This window comes from Streptosporangium sp. NPDC053982 (assembly GCF_055585205.1).
On record NZ_JBVJKQ010000005.1, the window covers coordinates 207,334 to 224,920 of the forward strand.

A 17,587-nucleotide genomic window follows, 5' to 3' on the forward strand; every position below is an offset into this window, starting at 1 on the left:
TTGGCCTGGTGGCGGGTTCGCGGGTCAGTAGCGGCCGAGGGTGCCGCGGCGCCGGGCGAGGTCTTCGAGCCGGTCGAACAGGACCACCCCGCCCACCGTGATGAGCAGCGGCTGGGCCAGCAGCCAGCCGAGACCCCATCCGGTGGGGAGGGCGGCCAGGGAGTGCCCGCCGAGCAGGATGTCGCGCATCGCCTCGATACCGGGCGCGATGGGGACGACGAGCCGGCTGAGGAAGGCGACCGGGTCGGGCATGGCTGCCAGGGGGACCAGGGTGCCGCCCGCGATGGCGTAGACGGCCACGGACAGCTGAGTGATGATCTCGATGCGTTTGAACACCAGGGTCAGGCCGCACAGGATGAGCGCGAGCCCGCAGGTGCCCAGCACGATGGCGGCCAGCGGCACGACCACCTGCGCGTCGAAGGGCGGTCGCCCGCCCTGGAGGATGATCGCGGTGGCGCCGGTGGCCAGGACGGCCAGCGCGGTGGGCACGGCCGCGATCACGGCGGCGACCTGGCGGCCGAGGACGCGCGCGGCCGAGGGCAGCGGGGTCAGATAGGTCTGTTCCAGCACGCCGGACTGGATGTCGCCCAGGTAGCTCCAGAACACCCGGTTGACCTGCTCGTGGATGAAGGTCAGAGCCACCATGCCGAGAAGCACCGGCGGCAGCAGATCCGCACGCAGCTGCCCGCGCCCCATGAACAGCACGATGAGCAGGTAGAACAGTGGAAACGTGATCATTTCCATCAGGGTTTCGCGCCACCCGGCGAGCAGGTTGAGCAGGCCCTTGCGGACCTCGGCGGCGAATCCGCGGACGAACGTCATGACGACTCCAGGGCTCGTCGGTGGTTGCGGGCGAACAGCAGGCCGGCGACGGCGACGAGGGCGAGGGTGTGGGCCAGCAGCCAGGGCAGTGCGCCGCCGGCCCAGACCTCGGCCAAGGTGCGGTCCTCGAACAGCGTCTGGGTGAGCGCCTCGACGCCCAGCGTGGTGGGCAGGAGCCTGGCCGTCGCGGCCAGCCAGTCCGGATACAGGTTCAGCGGCAGGAACGAGCCGTTGAGCAGCAGCACCAGCGAGGTGAACAGCGACTGCAGGGCACCGATCATCGGGGAGACCAGGGCGAGGGCCGCCAGCAGGAAGGTGAAGGCCAGCGCGTTGATCATCAGAAGTACGGCGGGCAGGAGCGCCGCCCAGCGCAGGGGGACGGCGATCCGGGCCAGGAGCATCGGGACGAGGGCGGCGACGGCGGCCACGGCCAGCCCGAACAACGAGGCGGTGATCAGCCGGCCGAGCATCGGCAGCCACGGGGGCGCCGGGCTCATCCGGGACTGGGCGAAGGTGCCCGCGCGTTTCTCCTCGATGAGGTCGGCCACCATCACCAGGCCGGCATACTGCAGGAACCAGTAACCGCCGATCGCGACCAGGGTCGGCGGCAGCAGGTCCTGGCGCAGTTCGCCCTGGCCCAGGACGAACTGCAGGCCGAGGTACATCACGGTGCTGATCAGCAGCGTGACGACGTGCCCGATCGGGTGGGCGAGCTGGACGCGCAGACCCTTGCCGATCTCCGCGCGCAGAACGTCAGCCGGCATGGGAGGGCTCGTTCACCAGGGCGAGGAACACGTCCTCCAGGCCGGGCTGGATCTGGGTCAGCGACTCCAGTACGGCTCCGTGCGCGCGCAGCCGCTCGACCACCTCGTACACCTCGCGCGGATCGCTCACCCGCACGCTGATGACGGTGACGCCGTCACGGGTCACGGTGTCGAGGCCGGGCGGGGCCGTGCCCTCGACGCGGATCTCGTACCGGTCGCGTTCGCGGAAGCGCGCCAGCAGCTCGCGGGTGGGCAGGTCGGCCACGAGCCGTCCCTGCCGCATGACGGCCACCCGGTCGCACAGCTCCTGGGCCACGTCGAGCTGGTGGGTGGTGAGCAGGACGGTGGTGCCGAGCTCGCGGGCCTGCTCGGCGATCCGGTTCTTGACGGTACGGGTGGCCTCGACGTCCAGGCCGAGCGTCGGCTCGTCCAGCAGCACGATCGGCGGGTCGGCGATCAAAGCCGCGGCGATCGCGACCTTCTGCTGCATGCCCCGGGAGAAGCCGCCGACCTTGTCGTGCCGGCGTTCCCACAGGCCCAGATCGGCCAGCAGGTCCTGTGCGCGCTCGGCGACCCGGGCCTTGCGCAGGCCCTTCAACCGGCCGAAGTACATCAGGTTCTGCCAGGCGGACAAGCTCCAGTAGACGTTGCGGGAGCCTTCCAGCACGGCGCCGAACTGCGCCATCGCGGACGAACGCTGCCGGGCCACGTCGAAGCCGCCCAGCCGGACCCGGCCGGAGGTGGGCGTCAGCAGGCCGGCCAGCATCTTGATGGTCGTGGTCTTGCCGGCGCCGTTGGGGCCCAGGAAGCCGAAGACCGATCCGGCCGGAACGCTCAGGGACACCTCGTCGACCGCCCGGACCCGCGCCGAGCCGTACACCTTGGTCAACGCGTCGACCTCGATCATGTCATTTCCCGGGGGAGGGAGGGTCATCGTCACTGGTCCTCATCTCTAGAGTTGACTTCTAGCGAACGAATCTAGAGATAGACTCTAGCCATGAGCGGTGTCAAGCAACCCGGCAAGCGGGCGCAGAAGGCCCAGGAGACCCGGCGGCGCATCCTGTCGGCGGCTCTGGAGCTGTTCGTGCAGGACGGATACGGTGCGACGAACCTTCAGGACGTCGCCGACAAGGCCGGGGTCGCGGTGCAGACGATCTACTTCGTCTTCGGCAACAAACGCGTCCTGCTGAAAGAGCTGGTCGACGTGACGATCGCGGGCGATGACGAGCCGGTGGCCACCATGGACCGGCCCTGGTACGTCGACGCGCTGGCCGCCGGCACCGCCCACGACATGCTGTGCGCCTACGTCGCGGGCACGACCTCGATCCTGGAGCGGGCGGCGCCGATCGGCAGGGTCCTGGACGGAGCGTGCGCGAGCGATCCCGAGGTCGCCGCGCTGTGGCCCCGCGACGTCGATCCGCGGTACGTCGTTCACGAGAGGGCGGCCAGGGCGCTCGTCGGCAAGCCCGGCGCACGGGCGGAGGTGCCGGCGGAGGAGGCCGCCGACCTGCTCTACGGGCTGCTCAGCCCCGAGCTGTACCTGTTGTTCGTGCACACGCGCGGCTGGCCGCGCGAGCGCTGGGAGCGATGGGCTCTCCGGACCCTGCGCGCCCAGCTCTGCTCGGATCAGGGCCGCTGACGGCGCGGCCGGGGGCCGTGTCCCGGCCGCGCCCGATCCGTGCGCGCCCGATCCGGGCGCGGCCGATCCGGGCGCGGCCGATCCGGGCGCGGCCGGGACGGACGGCGCGCGGGCGGGGGAGGCTCCGCGTCAGGCCCTGCGGCGGAGGACGCAGAACTCGTTGCCCTCCGGGTCGGCGAGGACGACCCACGGGACGTCGCCCTGTCCGACGTCGGCGGGCGTCGCGCCGAGGGCCCGCAGCCGGGCCACCTCCGCCGCCTGGTCGTCACCGGGGTACGGCAGCAGGTCGACATGGACGCGGTTCCACGCGGTCTTCCCGCCGGGCGTCACGCGGAGGAACTCCAGATACGGCCCGACGCCCCTGGAGGAGCGGAGCCTCGCGTGGTCGTCGGTGACCTCGTGCAGCGTCCAGTCCACCGCCCGGTCCCAGAACCTGGCCATGGCCCGCGGGTCCGCGCAGTCGACCACCACCGCGGCGATCGGGCCGGTGTCCCGGTAGATCTCCCGGGGCTCCAGCACGCAGAACACGTTGCCCTCCGGGTCGGCCAGAACCGTCCACGGGACGTCACCCTGGCCCACGTCCGCGGGCGTCGCGCCGAGTTCCTTCAGCCGCGCCACCAACTCGGCCTGATGGGCCGCGGAGGTGGTGGCGAGATCGAGGTGCACGCGGTACTTCACCGTCTCGGGGTCCGGGACGGCGACGAGGTCGATGTAGAAGGCGGCGGGATCCGGCCAGGTGAAGCCCAGGGGTTCGAGGTTGGTCACGCCGGGCCCCTCGCTGGAGACGCCCCAGCCGAGCGCCTCCGCCCAGAACCGGCCGAGCGCCGCGTCGTCCCGGGCCTTGAAGTTCACCTGGATGAGATTCAGTGCCATGCCGGCCACCCTATTCCGGGCGGAAGGCCGGGCTCTCCGCGAAGCCGTACGGTCCCCGCGCGGCGCGCACCCCCCAACCTGTACGGCCCGCAGCCCGGGTGCGCCCCTTACTTCCCTCTCGCCCGCGATGCAACTCCGGCGTTGACAGGATGTTGATATTCACGGGCAACTTGCTGACTCGGCTTTTTCTGGAATGTCCGCAGTGAATGGCGCAAAGTTGTTCTTGTAAGGGCGAGCGATCGCCGGAGAAGAACAGAGAAAAGCCAGAGAAGGCAAGAGAGAAGGAGCAAGGAATGCAGAAGACCGGTCTTTTCGCCAAGCTGGGTGTCGCCGCCGCCGTCGCGATGGGCGGCCTGGCCCTGGTGTCGCAGCCGGCGGCCTTCGCCGCCGCCGCCCCGGCTTTCTCGGTGACGCCGGCCACCGGCCTGTCGGACGGCGCCTCGGTCACCGCCTCCGCCACCGGAGCCGCGGCCGGGGAGCAGATCACCATCCTGCAGTGCGCCACCGTGAAGGACCAGCTGGCCTGCAACCCGGCGACGGTGAAGACGGTGGCCGCGGACGCCGCCGGCTCGGCGAGCACCTCGTTCGTGGTCAACAAGGGCTTCCAGGCCGTCACGCCCGACGGGGCGGCCGTGGGCTCCGTGGACTGCGCGGTCACGGCCTGCTACGTCAGCGCCGGGAGCCCGAACGGCCTCCTGGGGTCCACGCAGCTGTCCTTCCGCTGACCTCCACCCATCCGGATCGGGGAATCCTCCTCCGGCCGGCCGGGAAAAGGGACGCACATTGAAACGGCACTTGACTGAATAAGTAAATATTTCACGAAATGAGCGAGAAAGGAGTCCGAGTGCGAAAGCGCGGCCGCCGGGAGAGTCCCCGGCGGCCGCCGGCGCGCGGCCGTCCGGACGACCGCGCGGGTGCCGCTCCCAGCCGGGAGCGGCGGCCGTCGGGCACGTCGGACACCGGGCCCGTCCGGCCGGCCGGCTCGGCGGCCCCCGTCAGGCGGTGAGGCCGGGGGACCCCTCCCGGCCGAAAGCGATCACGATGTCCCTGCCGTTGGCGTAGCTGACCACGGGCCTGCCCAGCGCGTCGCCCACCCTGCGGGCCACGCGCTGGAACAGCTCCACCATGTCCGGGGTCTCGGCGGTCACCCGGAACCGCCCGCTCGCCAGGAGGTGCTCGGTGACGAGCGGGGAGAAGGCCGCCTCGCTCCGGGCCATCTCGTCCGCGTCGAGCGGAGTGTGCCGGGGCACTGGCCGTGTGGCGGGGGAGTGGGGGGTCATCGGTTCTCTCCTCGTGGTCGACGTCACCCCAGGATGCCACCCGGATCACCGCCCCGGGCCGCCGGGGAATCGGCGGCCACCCGGGACCTCCGGCCACGGGCACGGCGCCGGCCCGGGAGGCGCCGCCGTCTAGGCGGGATCACCGCCGCGCCGGGGCATCGTCCCGGCGTACCGGCGGACGATCGGCTCCAGATAGTCCACCCGCGGCCCGCCGAGACCGGCCAGCTCGGCCGGGGAGCGGACCAGGGCGATGCGGTCCAGCTCCGGCACCCGGCCCAGCGCCCTCTCCGAGGCCACCACCGCCGCGAACCGCTCACGCAACAGCGGCTCCGGCCGGGGCGGCGCGAGGAACAGGACGCCGGCACCGCCGTCTCCGCTGCGGATGACGGACCACAGTGTCAGTTCGTCCGGCGCCGTGTCCAGGCCCGTCTCCTCGGCCAGCTCCCGGACGGCGTGCCGGGTGAGCGCGGCCAGGTCGAGGGGCTCGGCGTCCCCGGGCGGCTCGGCCGATCCGCCCGGCGGCTGCCAGCGGCCGGGCGCGGCGGTCGACGACGACATCCGCCCCACCAGCAGCCGGCCGTCGTCGGTCGGCTGCGCGACGGTGACGAAGAGGGGCGGCAGCCGTGCGGTGGCGCCCGGGACCCGGCGCAGGGCGTTGCGCCGGTAGGTGATCCTCGCCCAGGTCAGGACCACGTTGCGCGGCCCCTCCCACGTGAGCCCCGTCAGGGCCGCCACCGGCCCGTCGAAGAAACTCGGGTTGGCCCGGACCGCCTCGTCCCAGGCGCGGTCCATGGCCGCCCGCTCCCCGGGCGGCACCGGGGGCGCGGGGATCTCGACCAGACGGATACGGTGCACGTCCAGGAGCGCGGCGCCGCGCCGCGGCGATGACTCGGTCACCGCACAATGCTGGCACACGAGGTTTCACCTCTCCCGCGGCTCGGCGCGGGACGGGGCGGCCTTCCGAGGACGTCACCGTCCTCGGAAGGCTGCCCCGTGGCGGAGCACGGCCCCGGGTCGCGATCGCCGCGGGGCGTGACCGGTCCGGCCCCGGCCGCGGCCCGGCGCGCCGGTCGCCCGTGGCGGTGACGACTCCGGCGGGCGAGGGCCCGCCCGGGTGTCAGGCGCGCCAGCCGCCCTCGTCCACCCCGCCCGGCACCCCGGCAGCCGGGTCGTAGGGGGTGCGGGTGAAGACGAAGGTGTTCAGATCGAGGTGGCTGACCGTGCCGTCCGCGCGGCGCACCAGCCGCAGCGTCTCCCCGGCGTAGTAGCCGTCCAGGCCGATCCAGGTGCCGTCGGCGCGGGCGGTGAACCGCGAGGCCCGGCCGGGGCCGCCGACCGGCGACAGCGACAGGTCCCGTCCGCCCAGCAGGCGCAGCGCGTAGGCGGCCGGCCCCCAGTACCACGGACCGGTCAGCTCCAGCAGGGCGGGATCGGCGGCCGCCGGCTCCCACTCGGCGGGCAGGCGCGGCTCGTGCTCGTCGAGGATGGCCAGCAGGTCCGTCGTCAGGGCCCGGCTGGCCCCGGAGGTGGCGTTGGTCAGGAACAGCACACCGGTCGCGTCACCGGGATCGGCCCACACCGAGGCCAGGAAGCCCGGCATGGAGCCGCCGTGACCGGCCAGGCGGCGGCCGCCCGCGCGGGCCAGCTGCAGGCCCAGGCCGAAGCCGCCGGTCCAGGCGTCACCGTCGTCGACGGTCGCCGGCTCGCGCATCTCGGCCAGGGTGTCGGCGCTCAGCACGTCACCGGTGTCGCCGGCCAGGAACGCCGCCCACCGGGCGAGGTCGGCGGGGGAGGACCACATCTGCCCGGCCGGGGCCAGGGCCCCCGCGTCGTGCTCGGGCTCGGGCAGCAGCACGTCGGCCCACGGGTGGACGGCGAAGCCGGTCGCGTGCGGGGCGCGGGGCCGGGGTGTGGTGTCGCGCATGCCCAGCGGCTCCAGCACCTCCTCCCGCACGGCCCGCGCCCAGTCCGTCCCCCGGTGACGGGCGACCATCTCGCCCAGCAGGGCGAAGCCGAGGTTGGAGTAGTGGAAGCGGCGGCCGGGACGGTGCCGGGCGGTCTCCGGGCCGAGCACGGCCAGCAGCTCCTCCACCGGCATTCCCGGGGTGCGCTCCCACCACTGACCCGGTGGCTCGGCGGTCAGCCCCGCGGTGTGCGACAGCAGCTGGGCGATGCTCACCTCGCCCACCGGCGTGCCGGGGACGTGCTTGCCGATCGGGTCGAGCAGGGCGATCCGGCCCTCGTCACGCAACCGCATGACGACGACGGCGACCATGCTCTTGGTGATGGAGCCGATGCGGTACTGGGTGGCCTCTGTGGGCGCGGCGCCGTCCACCCGGCCGCGGAAGCCGAACCAGGCCGGCCTCCCGTCGCGCACCACGGCGGCCGCCAGAGACGGCAGCCGCGAGTCGGCCTGCTCCTGCGCGATCCTGTGCAGCAGGGCGCGGGCCGTACCCTCCAGAACCGGTGCCACCATCTGCTCCCTTCCACGTCCTGACACTGATGAGGTCCCAGGCTAGGCCATGCGCGCCCGCCTGAGCGGCCGGGATCTCCAGGCCGGGACGCGGCGGGTGACGGCGTTTCCCGGATGTCACGCTTCGGCGAAGCGCCGGGCCAGGCGGGCGAAGGCGTCCCTGAGCTCGGCCGGGCCGACGACCTCGACGTCGGCGTCGAACCTGCCGATGGCGGAGGCCAGGGCGATCCACGACCACGACCCCAGGACGAGACGGCAGCGGCCGGGGCCGAGCTCCTCGACGACTCCGTCCCGGATATGGCGGGACACGGCGGCGGCGGGCAGATCGAGGATCACCTCACCGCGGCACGGCCAGTCGGCGGAGACGTCGTCCGAACCCCTGAACCTGGCGGTCACGAAGGCGGACACCGTGCCCCCGGGCGGCTCGCGGGGCGTGAAGCGGGGCCCGGCAGGGGTGCGCGGGGTGATCCGGTCGACGCGGAAGATGCGCCAGTCCTCGCGGTCGAGGTCCCAGGCGACGAGGTACCAGCGCCCGCCCCGGGTGACGAGGTGATGGGGCTGCGTCCGCCGCGGCGGCGCCGGCGGGCCGCCGTCGTCGCCCGCTCCTGAGGCGTAGTCGAAGCGCAGCTCCTCGCGGGCGTGGACGGCGGCGCCGAGCGCCATGAGCACGTCGCCGCCGGCCTGCGGTTCCGGCCGGGGCTCCGGCCGCTCGGCGGCGGTGACCCGGAGGGCGTCGACGCGGTGGCGCAGCCGTGCGGGCATGAGCCGGCGGACGGTGTGCAGGGCGCGTGCCGCACCCTCCTCGATGCCGGCGCCGGCGCCGGCGCCGCCGGTGGCGGCGAGCCGGAGGGCGATGGCCAGGGCGACGGCCTGCTCGTCATCGAACAGCATCGGGGGCAGCTCTGCGCCGGCGTCGAGCCGGTACCCGCCGTCGGGCCCCCGGAAGGTCGTGATGGGGTAGCCGAGCTCGCGCAGGCGGTCGACGTCACGGCGTACGGTGCGGGGGCTGACGTCCAGCCGCTCGGCCAGCAGCCCTCCCGGCCAGTCCCTGCGGGTCTGGAGCAGTGAGAGCAGCGCCAGCAGCCGCGCTGAGGTCTTCGGCACATCATCCATCCTGCCGGACGAAGAGGACACGACCTGTCCGCTTCTCCCGCGGCCGTCTTCCCCGGCCGGGGAGGTCCGCGACCGGTGGTGCCGATCCCGTGGTGGGGCGGCGGTTCCCGCCGCTCCGGCTCAGGAGGTCAGCCGGAACCGCCTGCGGTAGGCGGTGGGGGTCAGTCCGGTGCGCCGCCGCAGCTGGGCCCGCAGGTTCGCCGCCGTCCCCAGGCCGCTGTCCCGCGCCACCGCCTCCATCCGCTGCTCGCCGCGTTCGATCAGCCGGCACGCCAGCGTGACGCGCTCGGCGGTGAGCCAGGCCAGGGGAGTGGTGCCGAGCTCGGCCTGGAACCGCCGGTGCAGGGTGGCCGGGCTGACCGCGGCGCGCCCGGCCAGATCGGTCACGGTCAGCGGCCGGTCCAGGTGCCGCCGTGCCCAGGCCAGCACCGGAGCCAGGGAGGCGTCCGGTACGGCGGGCACGGGCCGTTCGACGAACTGCCGCTGGCCGCCGTCGCGGTGGGCGGCGAAGACCAGTCGCCGGCTCACCGCGTTGGCCACCTCCGCGCCGTGGTCGCGGCGGATCAGGTGCAGGCCGAGGTCGAGCGCGGCGGCGCTGCCGGCCGCGGTCAGCACGTCGCCGTCGTCGACGAACAGCACCTCCGGTTCCAGGCGGACGGCGGGATGGCGGGCGGCGAACTCCCCGGCCCAGCGCCAGTGCGTGGTGGCCCGCCGCCCGTCGAGCACGCCGGCGGCGGCCAGGGTGAAGGCGCCGGTGCAGAAGCTCACCAGGCGGGCGCCGCGCGCCGCGGCCCGCCGTACGGTCTCCAGCACCGCCGGGTCCTGCCCGGCCAGCGGGTCGGGCCGGTTGGGCACGATCAGGGTGTCGGCGCCGTCGGCGGCGGCGAGCCCGGGGATCTCCGACAGCGTGAAGAACCCGTTGTGCATCGGCACGGCCGGCGTCGCGGCGCACAGGGTGAAGTCGTACCAGAGCCGCTCCAGCTCCGGCCGGCGCAGCCCGAACAGTTCGGTGGCCACGCCCATCTCGAACGGGTTGGACCCAGCATCGACGATCATGACCACCCGGTGCGGCCGTCCGGCCGGGCCGTGCGAGGATTCATGCGGCATATGCGATTCCTAGCACTCGCCGTCGCGGGTCGCCACCGGCCACGATGGCCGCATGACACGTGAACCCATCGACCTGGGGGCCGCGCTGGCCTCCTTCGACCGTCTGTGGAGCCCCCGGATCGTCACCCGGGTCAACGACTACGACGTGCGGGTGGCCAAGGTGGCCGGTGAGCACGTCTGGCACGCCCACGACGACACCGACGAGTTCTTCCTGGTCCTCGCGGGGGAGCTGCGCATCGCCCTGCGCGACGGCGGGCCCGCCCCGGAGGGCTCCGGCTCGGACGGTCCCGGTTCGGACGGCTCAGGGGTGGGCGGCTCAGGGGTGGGCGGCGAGCGCGTCGTGGTCCTGCCCAGGGGCTCGGTGTTCGTCGTCCCGCGCGGCGTCGAGCACCGGCCGTCCTCCGACGGCGGCGCCTCGATCCTGATGTTCGAGCCGTCGGGCACCTCAAGCGTCGGGGACCGGCACGAGGAGGTTCCCGCCCACGTCGACGCCACCACCGGTCACGCTCTCGGCTGACGCCGCGCCGTTCCGGACGCCCTGGGCGCGCAGCCCGCCGGCTGCGGGCTGCGGGCGGCGGGCGGCGGCTGTCGTTCCACAGCGCGACGGACCGGATCAGGCGAGCAACCGGCCGACCAACCCGTCGAGGTAGTCAGGGGTGAGGGGACCCAGGCCGAACAGGACGCGCATGTAGATCGGCGCCAGGAGGTGGTCCAGCACCTCCAGCGCGGCGGGCGGGTCCTCGCCACGGTCGCGGGCGCGGTCGAGCATGGCCTGCAACTGCCTGGTGCGGTCGGCCAGGAGGTCGTCGCGCACCTGAAGGCCCGGCTGACCCTCGCCTGACAGCGCGATGGTCAGCCGCACCACCGCCAGGCCGTCGGGTCCGGTGACCTCGCGGGCCACGGCGGCGGCGTAGGTGCGCAGGTCGCCGGCCAGGCTGCCGGTGTCAGGCATCGGTGACCGCGCGTTGAGCCGGGTCAGCAGCACATCGCCGAGCAGGGCCTGGAGGTTGCCCCACCGGCGGTAGAGGCTGGTGTCGGCCACGCCCGCGCGGGCCGCGATGTCGCCGACGGTGAAGTTTCCGTAGCCGCGCTCGCCGACCAGTTCGGTGACGGCCTGGTGCACCGCCGCGCGGACCCGGGCACTGCGCCCGCCGGGCCGTCTGCCCCGCCCCTGCTCATCCATACCCTCACCCTAACGCAGTCCAGACTTGCGTTAGAGTCTCTGCTAACGCAGCCAATGACTGCTTTTAGGAGAGATGTGCGGAAAGCTCTACTCACCCTGACCTGCGCGGGTCAGTTCATGGTGCTGCTCGACAACACGATCGTCGGCGCCGCCCTGCCCGACATGCAGCAGCGGCTCCACACCGGGCTGACCGGCCTGCAGTGGATCGTCGACGCCTACGTGCTGCTGGTGGCCATGCTGCTGCTGTCGGGCGGCGTCTTCGCCGACCGGTTCGGCCGCAGGCGGGTGTTCCTGACCGGGGTGGTGGTGTTCACGGCCGCGTCGGTGGTGTGCTCGCTCGCGCCCTCGATCGGCTGGCTGATCGCCGGACGGGTGCTGCAGGGCGTCGGGGCCGCGGCGCTGAGCCCCGCCTCACTGGCGCTGCTCACCGCCGCGTATCCCGCCCCGAAGGAGCGCGTCAGAGCGATCGGGTCGTGGGCCGGGTTCAGCGGCATCGGCCTGGCCGCCGGACCGCTGGCGGGCGGGATCCTGGTGGAGGCCTTCGGCTGGCCCGCCATCTTCCTGGTCAACGTGCCCATCGGGGCGGTCCTGCTGCTGGCCGGGCTGCGCGTGCTGGGGGAGTCCCGCAACCCGGGCGCGCCTCCGATCGACGTCCCCGGCACGGTCCTGTCCGCCGCGGGCGTGGGCGCCGTGACCTACGGCCTGATCGAGGGCGGTTCCCGAGGGTGGACCTCGCCGGTGATCCTGGGCGGCTTCGCCGCCGGGCTGGTGCTCCTGGCCGCGTTCGTCGTGGTCGAGAGTCGTGTGCCGACGCCGATGCTGCCGCTGCGGCTGTTCCGTCAGCGGCTGTTCACGGTGTCCAACACGGCGATGGTCGTGGTCGGGTTCGCCCTGATGGGGTCGTCGTTCTTCTTCTCCCAGTTCTTCGTCCACGTCCAGGGCACCTCGATCCTGGTCGCCGGGCTGCGTACCCTGCCCACCTCGCTGGCCATGGTGATCGCCAGCCCGTACGCGGGCCGGCTCGCGGCCAGGTACGGCTTCCGCGTCGTCGTCACCGCCGGCCTGGCGCTGGCCGGGCTGGGACTGCTGGCGCTGGGCTTCGTCCACGCCGATACCGGCTACGGAAACGTGTGGTGGCGGCTGGCGGTCGTCGGCATCGGGTTCGCTCTCACCATGTCGCCGCTGACCGGGGCCTCCGTCCAGGCGGTCAGCCCGCAGGAGGGCGGCCTCGCCTCGGGCGTCAGCAGCACCACCCGGCAGATCGGCGCGGTGCTCGGCGTGGCGGTGCTCGGGGCGATCGTCCACACGCGGGAGTCCGGCGGCGCCTCCTTCGAATCCGGCCTCGACAGCACCTTCCTCACGGCGGGAGCCGTGACGCTGGCCTGCGCCGTGTTCACCGGCCTGTGGCTGACCCCGGCCCGGACGCCGGGGGACGTCCGGGCCGGACGTTCAGGAGGCCGAGCGGTCGGCGAGCCGCCGCAGACGACTCCTGCCGGCCGGCTCACGTCCTGAACCGCTCGGCGTAGGCCCGCCGGGCCGGCTCCGCCCCGGTCCCGCAGCGCCATGGGGCGGCATTCCTTTCCCCGGCGGAAACCGGCGGCGGAGACGGGGGCGGGGGCGAGGGCGGGCGTCAGCGGCGCAGGCGCGACAGCATCGGCGGCAGCTCGCCGCGGCAGGTGACGGCCAGGCGCCGGGTCGCCCGGGTGATCGCCACGTACAGGTCGTTGCCGCCCGTCGGGGACCGGGTGAGGATCTCACCGGGCTCGACGACCACCACGGCGTCGAACTCCAGCCCCTTGGCGGCGGTGACGGTCAGGACCGCGACGGGGGAGTCCAGGACGTCGCCCTCGCGGGGGAAGAGCCCGGCGAGGGCCTCCTGGCGGTCGTCGGGGACGATGACGGCCAGGCGGCCCTCACCGATCGCGGCGAGTTCCTCACGCACCAGGGCGGTCAGGGCGGCGCGACCGGCGGGAAGACCGGGGTCGAGGCGTACGGCGCGCGGGGGAGCGCCGCCGTCGCGCACCGACTCCGGCGGCTCGGCGCCGGGGGAGACCGCCGAGAGGACGTCGGCGGCCACCTCCATGATCTCCGCCGGGGTGCGGTAGTTGACCCGCAGCCGCTCGGTGCGCAGGCGGCCCCGGAGGTAGGGGTCGAGCATCTCGCCCCACGAGCGGGCCCCGGCCGGTGAGCCGGTCTGGGCGAGGTCGCCCACGATGGTCAGCGAGCGGGCCGGGACGCGGCGCATCACGGTGCGCCAGGCCATCGCCGACAGCTCCTGCGCCTCGTCCACGATGACGTGACCGTAGGCCCAGCGGCGGTCGGCGGCGGCCCGCTCGGCGGTGGTGGTCTCCGGTCCCGGCGCGCGGTGGCGGCCGGCCAGCGCGGCGGCCTCCATCATGCCGTCCTCGAACAGGCCGGTGTACTCCAGCACGCCCAGCGCGTACCGCTCGTCGTCCTCGCGTTCGGCCCGCTCGCGCTCGGCGCGGGAGAACGTCCCGGCCGCCTCGGCGTCGCCGACGTCCTCGCCCAGCAGCTCGGCCGCCTCGTCCAGCAACGGGACGTCGTCCGTCGTCCACGGCGCGCCGTACGGCCGCAGCAGCGCGGCGCGCTCGGCCGGGGTCAGGCCGGGCGCGGCCGACTCCAGCGCGGCCGGGTCGGACAGCAGGCCGGCGACCAGCTCCTCGGGGGTCAGCGGCGGCCACAGCGCGTCCAGCGCCCGGCGGACCGGCTCCTGGGCCCACAGCGCCCGGCGGGCGTGACGCAGATCCTCCTCGTCCTCCGGGGCGTCCAGCCGCCGGGCCTCGTCCAGGGCCAGCGCCCTGAGCATGTCCATCACGAACAGCTTGCGGGCGGCGTTGTGCGGCAGGCGGGCGCGGGCGGCCCGGTCGCGGGCGCGCACGCAGACGTCATGGCCGGCCCGCAGCGTCATCCACTGCACGACCACCTCCACGCCGTCGCGCAGCGAGGTGCGCACCGGGACGTCCACCTCCAGGTCGCCTTCGGGGACGCGCCGGCGGTCGCGCAGCGCCGCGGCGAGCACCTCTGCCATGCCCGGGCCGCCCTTGAGCGCGGCGGCCGCCGGGGGGTCGGCGGCGACGGCGTGCACGCCCGGGTACAGCTGCCCGACCGACGACAGCACCACGTCGGTCTCACCCAGCGACGGCAGCACCTGGCCGATGTAACGGGAGAAGACGGCGTTGGGACCCACGATGAGGATGCCGCGCCGTTCCAGCACGTCGCGGTGGGTGTAGAGCAGGAAGGCCGCCCGGTGCAGGGCGGCGACGGTCTTGCCGGTCCCGGGCCCGCCCTGCACCACCAGCGCCCCCGCCAGGCCGGAGCGGATCACCCGGTCCTGCTCGCGCTGGATGGTGGCGACCACCTCGCCCATCCGCCCGGTACGGCCGCGCCGCAGGGCCGCCAGCAGCGCCGCCTCGCCGACGAGCGTACGGCGCTCGCCCTCGCCGAGGTGTTCCAGGTCGAACACCTCGTCGTCGAGACCGACCACGACGCGGTCGCGGGTGTGCAGGTGACGGCGGCGCACGAGCGCGCCGGGATCGCCAGGGGTGGCGGTGTAGAAGGGGCGGGCGGCCGGAGCCCGCCAGTCGGTCAGGATGATCTCGCCGTCGGCGTCGCGCAGCCCGGCGCGGCCGATGTAGCGGGTGTCGCCGTCGGTGTCGTCGATCCGGCCGAAGCACAGGCCGCGCTCGACCGCCTCCAGGCGGGCCAGGCGGCGGGCGTGCTCGTCCGCGCTGACCTCGCGTTCGTAGCGGGCCTGGTGCAGGCCGCCGGTCTCGCGCCCGTAGGCCTCCTCCAGCGCGGCGCGGGTGTGCCGCCGGACGGCGTCCAGCCGCTCGTAGGTCCGGGTGACGTGGGCTTGCTCGACGCGCAGCGCGGCGGCGAGAGCGGATTCGTGTTGACGGAGTTCCATCTCTCTGATAAACTCCTACTGAGGGATTCTAATCTTTTCCGAGGAGAAGGATCGAGCATAACGCTCTCGTTCTCCCGTGTCATCCTCTGTCCTTCTTTTTCTGCCGCCCTCTGGGTCGCCTGCTCCCCGACGTGTCCTTGACGAGCCGCTGACAGGCCCGCTGCGCCGGGCGCCGACGGGTCCTCGGCCACCGCACCACGGACGTCACCGGGACCGGCGGCACCTGATCGACGCCCTTGTCACCACGATGGGCGACCGCTGGGTCCGGCGCTCAGGTGGACGAACATTCCGGGGCCCGTAAGCTTTCGATCATGGACGTTACCCTCAGCGACTCCGTACGGCGGATCCTCGACGCCCCCAACATCGGCGTCCTCGCCACCCTCAACCCCGACGGCGGCCCGCAGACCTCGGTCGTCTGGGTCGGCACCGACGGTGACGACGTGGTGATCTCCTCCCAGGCCGGAAGGCGCAAGGTCCTGAACCTGGAACGGGATCCGCGCGCCAGCCTCAGCGTGTTCGACCTTTCGGATCCCGAGAGGTACGTCGAGATCCGCGGGCTCGCGACGGTCGCCGAGGACGAGGGAAGGCGGCTGGCGGTGAGGCTGGCGGAGAAGTACGAGGGCGCCGGCGCCGGGGAGGAGTACCTCCGGCTTCCCCCGGAGAACGTGCGGGTGGTGATCCGGATCACGCCGGGACGCGTTCTGGGCAACGCGACGTGACGGGCCCGCAGGGCCGAGGCCGAGCGTGAGGGAAGGCGAGGCGGGACGGGGTTCTCAGGGGCGCAGCGCCAGCTTGCCGACGGTCGCCCGGCTCTCCGGTTCGGCCAGCGCCTTCGGGCCGTCGGCCAGGTCGTACACCGCGGGCCGGCCGGGGTGGAGCACCCCGGCGGCGATCGTGCCCAGGCTGTCCACGGTCGGTGCGCCCGCCAAGGTCGTGACGGCCGGGCTCAGCGATGGTGCGCCGCAGCGCCGCGTGGGGTATGTGACCACGCCGGAGCCGGCCGGATCGGCGATCATCCGCGATCTGCTCGGCGAGTTGCGGGCGATGAAGGGCGTGCCCTGCCCCGCCGGCGGTTGAACCGGCGGGCGGCCGCAGGAGTGAGCGTCATCTCGCGGCAGAGTGGGCAGCTCGATCCAGAGCGTGCCCGGCCGGTGAACGGCCGGCATCGGGACGTTGGGCGTCTTGGCGAGCGCGGCACGAGGCGCAAACGGGCGGCATGGCGCTGGAGGCCCTCCACTCAGGTACTGCGATACGGGGAAATATAACTGATGGTTACGTATGGATCGCTACGTGGTGGGCCTTGGCATACGTTATCCATGCGAATATTGTTATCCAAATGGATAACAAACTCGCCGGCCGTGGTGCCGGTCCTGGTGAGTCGCCAGTAATCGCCGGGCGGACATACGTCGTCACCGGCTCGGCATCCGGCATCGGCGCCGCCACCGCGGCGCTGCTCCGCGAACGCGGCGCCAAGGTCATCGGCTGCGACCTCGGCGACGCCGACATCCAGGCCGATCTGTCCACCCCTGACGGACGACGGTCGCTGGTCGACCAGGTGACCGAATACGGGCCCATCGACGCGGTGCTCGCCATCGCGGGAGGCGGCAAGACCGGTCTCCTCGAGACCAACTACTTCGGCACCGTCGCGACCCTTGAAGGGCTGCGGCCGCTGCTGGCGCAGAGCGAGGCGCCCCGCGCCGTGGCCGTGTCGTCGACCTCCTCTCTCGCCCCCGCGAACGAGCGTGTGCTGCAGGCATGCCTCGACGGCGACGAAGCCGCCGCCGTCGCCTACATCAACGCGGATCCGTCCCTGGCCGGTGCCGCGGGTGCGTACGGCGTCGCCAAGCGGGCGCTGAATCGATGGGCCCGCAGAGTCGCCCCGACCCCCGAATGGGCCGGAGCCGGCATCGCCCTCAACGTCGTCGCACCCGGCATCGTCGACACCCCCGCAGCCTCGTGGATCTTCGCGAGCGAAGACGTACGCACCGCCGTCGAGAGCGCCTCGCCCCAACCCTTCGGCGGATTTCCAGGACGGCCCGAGTGGATCGCCGAACTCATCTGCTGGCTCGGCGGCACGGACAACCGCTTCGTCACCGGTCAGGTCATCTTCGCCGACGGAGGCGCGGAAGCCGCGACGATCGGAGATCTTCACTGGCGCTGAGGACCGCTGACACACGGCCGGGCTTTCGAAGCGGTGTGTCCCCTGATCGGCTCGGACGGCCAGTGCCGGAAACCCGGCGGGTCTCCGGCCCGCGACCCGGTGGACGCCGGTCACTGAGGGGTGGCGCCCCTTGTCCTTGCCTTCGGGGATGACCGGCTTGCGGGCGACCTCGGGCACCGGCACGCCCCGGGCGCGGAGCGTTCGGGGCGTAGGCCGCCATGTCGTCGTCGAACACCTTGGGCCG

19 protein-coding genes are annotated in these 17,587 nt (G+C 73.4%); 7 read left to right on the top strand and 12 right to left on the bottom strand.

Annotated features, from left to right (window positions below; all coding sequences use genetic code 11):
• Positions 1-24: 24 nt before the first annotated feature.
• From ACZ6W9_RS10565 to ACZ6W9_RS10575, 3 genes are read right to left on the bottom strand one after another with little or no spacing between them, the layout of a single operon-like run.
• A complete protein-coding gene (locus ACZ6W9_RS10565; RefSeq protein ID WP_389969199.1) occupies positions 25-822 on the bottom strand; it encodes an ABC transporter permease in 798 nt (265 codons plus the stop codon).
• On the bottom strand, positions 819-1,586 hold the full coding sequence (locus ACZ6W9_RS10570; RefSeq protein ID WP_389969197.1) for an ABC transporter permease: 768 nt from the start codon (positions 1,584-1,586) through the stop codon (positions 819-821). Before ACZ6W9_RS10570 ends, ACZ6W9_RS10565 begins: the two co-directional genes overlap by 4 nt.
• On the bottom strand, positions 1,576-2,493 hold the full coding sequence (locus ACZ6W9_RS10575) for an ABC transporter ATP-binding protein (RefSeq protein ID WP_389969195.1): 918 nt from the start codon (positions 2,491-2,493) through the stop codon (positions 1,576-1,578). The genes ACZ6W9_RS10570 and ACZ6W9_RS10575 overlap by 11 nt, the downstream gene beginning before the upstream one ends.
• Before the next feature lie 90 nt (positions 2,494-2,583).
• Here ACZ6W9_RS10575 and ACZ6W9_RS10580 point away from each other — a divergent pair, with 90 nt between their 5' ends.
• Positions 2,584-3,225, top strand: a complete 642-nt coding sequence (locus ACZ6W9_RS10580) for a TetR/AcrR family transcriptional regulator (RefSeq protein WP_362931708.1) — start codon at positions 2,584-2,586, stop codon at positions 3,223-3,225.
• A 129-nt stretch (positions 3,226-3,354) separates the two neighbouring features.
• Here ACZ6W9_RS10580 and ACZ6W9_RS10585 read toward each other — a convergent pair whose 3' ends face one another.
• Positions 3,355-4,098, bottom strand: a complete 744-nt coding sequence (locus tag ACZ6W9_RS10585) for a VOC family protein (RefSeq protein WP_389969193.1) — start codon at positions 4,096-4,098, stop codon at positions 3,355-3,357.
• A gap of 293 nt (positions 4,099-4,391) precedes the next feature.
• On the opposite strand from ACZ6W9_RS10585, the gene ACZ6W9_RS10590 reads away from it, so the two are divergent.
• A complete protein-coding gene (locus ACZ6W9_RS10590) occupies positions 4,392-4,823 on the top strand; it encodes an enediyne antibiotic chromoprotein (protein WP_389969173.1) in 432 nt (143 codons plus the stop codon).
• Between the two features lie 270 nt (positions 4,824-5,093).
• On the opposite strand, the gene ACZ6W9_RS10595 is transcribed toward ACZ6W9_RS10590, so the two are convergent.
• The 5 genes from ACZ6W9_RS10595 to ACZ6W9_RS10615 all read right to left on the bottom strand — a co-directional run bounded on the left by ACZ6W9_RS10595 (position 5,094) and on the right by ACZ6W9_RS10615 (position 10,071).
• Positions 5,094-5,378: a hypothetical protein gene (locus tag ACZ6W9_RS10595; protein WP_470117376.1), complete on the bottom strand. Its 285-nt coding sequence runs from the start codon at positions 5,376-5,378 to the stop codon at positions 5,094-5,096.
• Positions 5,379-5,507: 129 nt separating this feature from the next.
• Complete coding sequence (locus ACZ6W9_RS10600; RefSeq protein WP_389969169.1) at positions 5,508-6,275, bottom strand: NUDIX hydrolase; 768 nt, start codon at positions 6,273-6,275, stop codon at positions 5,508-5,510.
• 220 nt (positions 6,276-6,495) lie between these two features.
• Positions 6,496-7,854 (bottom strand): serine hydrolase domain-containing protein, encoded by a 1,359-nt coding sequence (locus ACZ6W9_RS10605; protein ID WP_389969167.1) that lies wholly within the window; start codon positions 7,852-7,854, stop codon positions 6,496-6,498.
• Positions 7,855-7,968: 114 nt separating this feature from the next.
• Entirely contained in the window at positions 7,969-8,955 is a 987-nt protein-coding gene (locus ACZ6W9_RS10610; protein ID WP_389969165.1) for a helix-turn-helix transcriptional regulator, read from the bottom strand.
• A 129-nt stretch (positions 8,956-9,084) separates the two neighbouring features.
• Positions 9,085-10,071: a GlxA family transcriptional regulator gene (locus ACZ6W9_RS10615; RefSeq protein ID WP_389969163.1), complete on the bottom strand. Its 987-nt coding sequence runs from the start codon at positions 10,069-10,071 to the stop codon at positions 9,085-9,087.
• Positions 10,072-10,123: 52 nt separating this feature from the next.
• On the opposite strand from ACZ6W9_RS10615, the gene ACZ6W9_RS10620 reads away from it, so the two are divergent.
• Positions 10,124-10,588, top strand: coding sequence for a cupin domain-containing protein (locus ACZ6W9_RS10620; protein WP_470117379.1), 465 nt, complete (start codon positions 10,124-10,126; stop codon positions 10,586-10,588).
• Positions 10,589-10,684: 96 nt separating this feature from the next.
• Here ACZ6W9_RS10620 and ACZ6W9_RS10625 read toward each other — a convergent pair whose 3' ends face one another.
• Positions 10,685-11,254, bottom strand: coding sequence for a TetR/AcrR family transcriptional regulator (locus ACZ6W9_RS10625; protein WP_470117381.1), 570 nt, complete (start codon positions 11,252-11,254; stop codon positions 10,685-10,687).
• Positions 11,255-11,329: 75 nt separating this feature from the next.
• On the opposite strand from ACZ6W9_RS10625, the gene ACZ6W9_RS10630 reads away from it, so the two are divergent.
• The gene (locus tag ACZ6W9_RS10630) at positions 11,330-12,766 is read left to right on the top strand and encodes an MFS transporter (RefSeq protein ID WP_470117383.1); all 1,437 of its coding nucleotides are present in this window, start codon (positions 11,330-11,332) and stop codon (positions 12,764-12,766) included.
• 118 nt (positions 12,767-12,884) lie between these two features.
• Here the strand turns inward: ACZ6W9_RS10630 and ACZ6W9_RS10635 are convergent, their stop codons facing one another.
• On the bottom strand, positions 12,885-15,182 hold the full coding sequence (locus tag ACZ6W9_RS10635) for a HelD family protein (protein ID WP_470117385.1): 2,298 nt from the start codon (positions 15,180-15,182) through the stop codon (positions 12,885-12,887).
• Positions 15,183-15,493: 311 nt separating this feature from the next.
• Between ACZ6W9_RS10635 and ACZ6W9_RS10640 the strand changes: the two genes are divergently transcribed.
• Positions 15,494-15,901, top strand: coding sequence for a PPOX class F420-dependent oxidoreductase (locus ACZ6W9_RS10640; protein ID WP_389969153.1), 408 nt, complete (start codon positions 15,494-15,496; stop codon positions 15,899-15,901).
• A gap of 54 nt (positions 15,902-15,955) precedes the next feature.
• Here the strand turns inward: ACZ6W9_RS10640 and ACZ6W9_RS10645 are convergent, their stop codons facing one another.
• The gene (locus tag ACZ6W9_RS10645) at positions 15,956-16,111 is read right to left on the bottom strand and encodes a hypothetical protein (RefSeq protein ID WP_470117387.1); all 156 of its coding nucleotides are present in this window, start codon (positions 16,109-16,111) and stop codon (positions 15,956-15,958) included.
• Between the two features lie 4 nt (positions 16,112-16,115).
• Between ACZ6W9_RS10645 and ACZ6W9_RS10650 the strand changes: the two genes are divergently transcribed.
• Positions 16,116-16,259 carry a hypothetical protein gene (locus ACZ6W9_RS10650; RefSeq protein ID WP_470117389.1) on the top strand — a complete coding sequence of 48 codons (144 nt, stop codon included), beginning with the start codon at positions 16,116-16,118 and terminating at the stop codon, positions 16,257-16,259.
• A gap of 259 nt (positions 16,260-16,518) precedes the next feature.
• Entirely contained in the window at positions 16,519-17,343 is an 825-nt protein-coding gene (locus ACZ6W9_RS10655; protein ID WP_470117391.1) for an SDR family oxidoreductase, read from the top strand.
• The last annotated feature ends 244 nt before the right edge of the window (positions 17,344-17,587 follow it).

Excerpts from the sequence above, each read along its gene's own strand:
- ACZ6W9_RS10580 (WP_362931708.1), top strand. The coding sequence starts at position 2,584 with ATGAGCGGTGTCAAGCAACCCGGCAAGCGGGCGCAGAAGGCCCAGGAG.
- ACZ6W9_RS10595 (WP_470117376.1), bottom strand. The coding sequence starts at position 5,378 with ATGACCCCCCACTCCCCCGCCACACGGCCAGTGCCCCGGCACACTCCG.
- ACZ6W9_RS10590 (WP_389969173.1), top strand. The coding sequence starts at position 4,392 with ATGCAGAAGACCGGTCTTTTCGCCAAGCTGGGTGTCGCCGCCGCCGTC.
- ACZ6W9_RS10640 (WP_389969153.1), top strand. The coding sequence starts at position 15,494 with ATGGACGTTACCCTCAGCGACTCCGTACGGCGGATCCTCGACGCCCCC.
- ACZ6W9_RS10575 (WP_389969195.1), bottom strand. The coding sequence starts at position 2,493 with ATGATCGAGGTCGACGCGTTGACCAAGGTGTACGGCTCGGCGCGGGTC.
- ACZ6W9_RS10615 (WP_389969163.1), bottom strand. The coding sequence starts at position 10,071 with ATGCCGCATGAATCCTCGCACGGCCCGGCCGGACGGCCGCACCGGGTG.
- ACZ6W9_RS10565 (WP_389969199.1), bottom strand. The coding sequence starts at position 822 with ATGACGTTCGTCCGCGGATTCGCCGCCGAGGTCCGCAAGGGCCTGCTC.
- ACZ6W9_RS10605 (WP_389969167.1), bottom strand. The coding sequence starts at position 7,854 with ATGGTGGCACCGGTTCTGGAGGGTACGGCCCGCGCCCTGCTGCACAGG.
- ACZ6W9_RS10655 (WP_470117391.1), top strand. The coding sequence starts at position 16,519 with ATGGATAACAAACTCGCCGGCCGTGGTGCCGGTCCTGGTGAGTCGCCA.
- ACZ6W9_RS10635 (WP_470117385.1), bottom strand. The coding sequence starts at position 15,182 with ATGGAACTCCGTCAACACGAATCCGCTCTCGCCGCCGCGCTGCGCGTC.
- ACZ6W9_RS10620 (WP_470117379.1), top strand. The coding sequence starts at position 10,124 with ATGACACGTGAACCCATCGACCTGGGGGCCGCGCTGGCCTCCTTCGAC.
- ACZ6W9_RS10570 (WP_389969197.1), bottom strand. The coding sequence starts at position 1,586 with ATGCCGGCTGACGTTCTGCGCGCGGAGATCGGCAAGGGTCTGCGCGTC.
- ACZ6W9_RS10625 (WP_470117381.1), bottom strand. The coding sequence starts at position 11,254 with ATGGATGAGCAGGGGCGGGGCAGACGGCCCGGCGGGCGCAGTGCCCGG.
- ACZ6W9_RS10585 (WP_389969193.1), bottom strand. The coding sequence starts at position 4,098 with ATGGCACTGAATCTCATCCAGGTGAACTTCAAGGCCCGGGACGACGCG.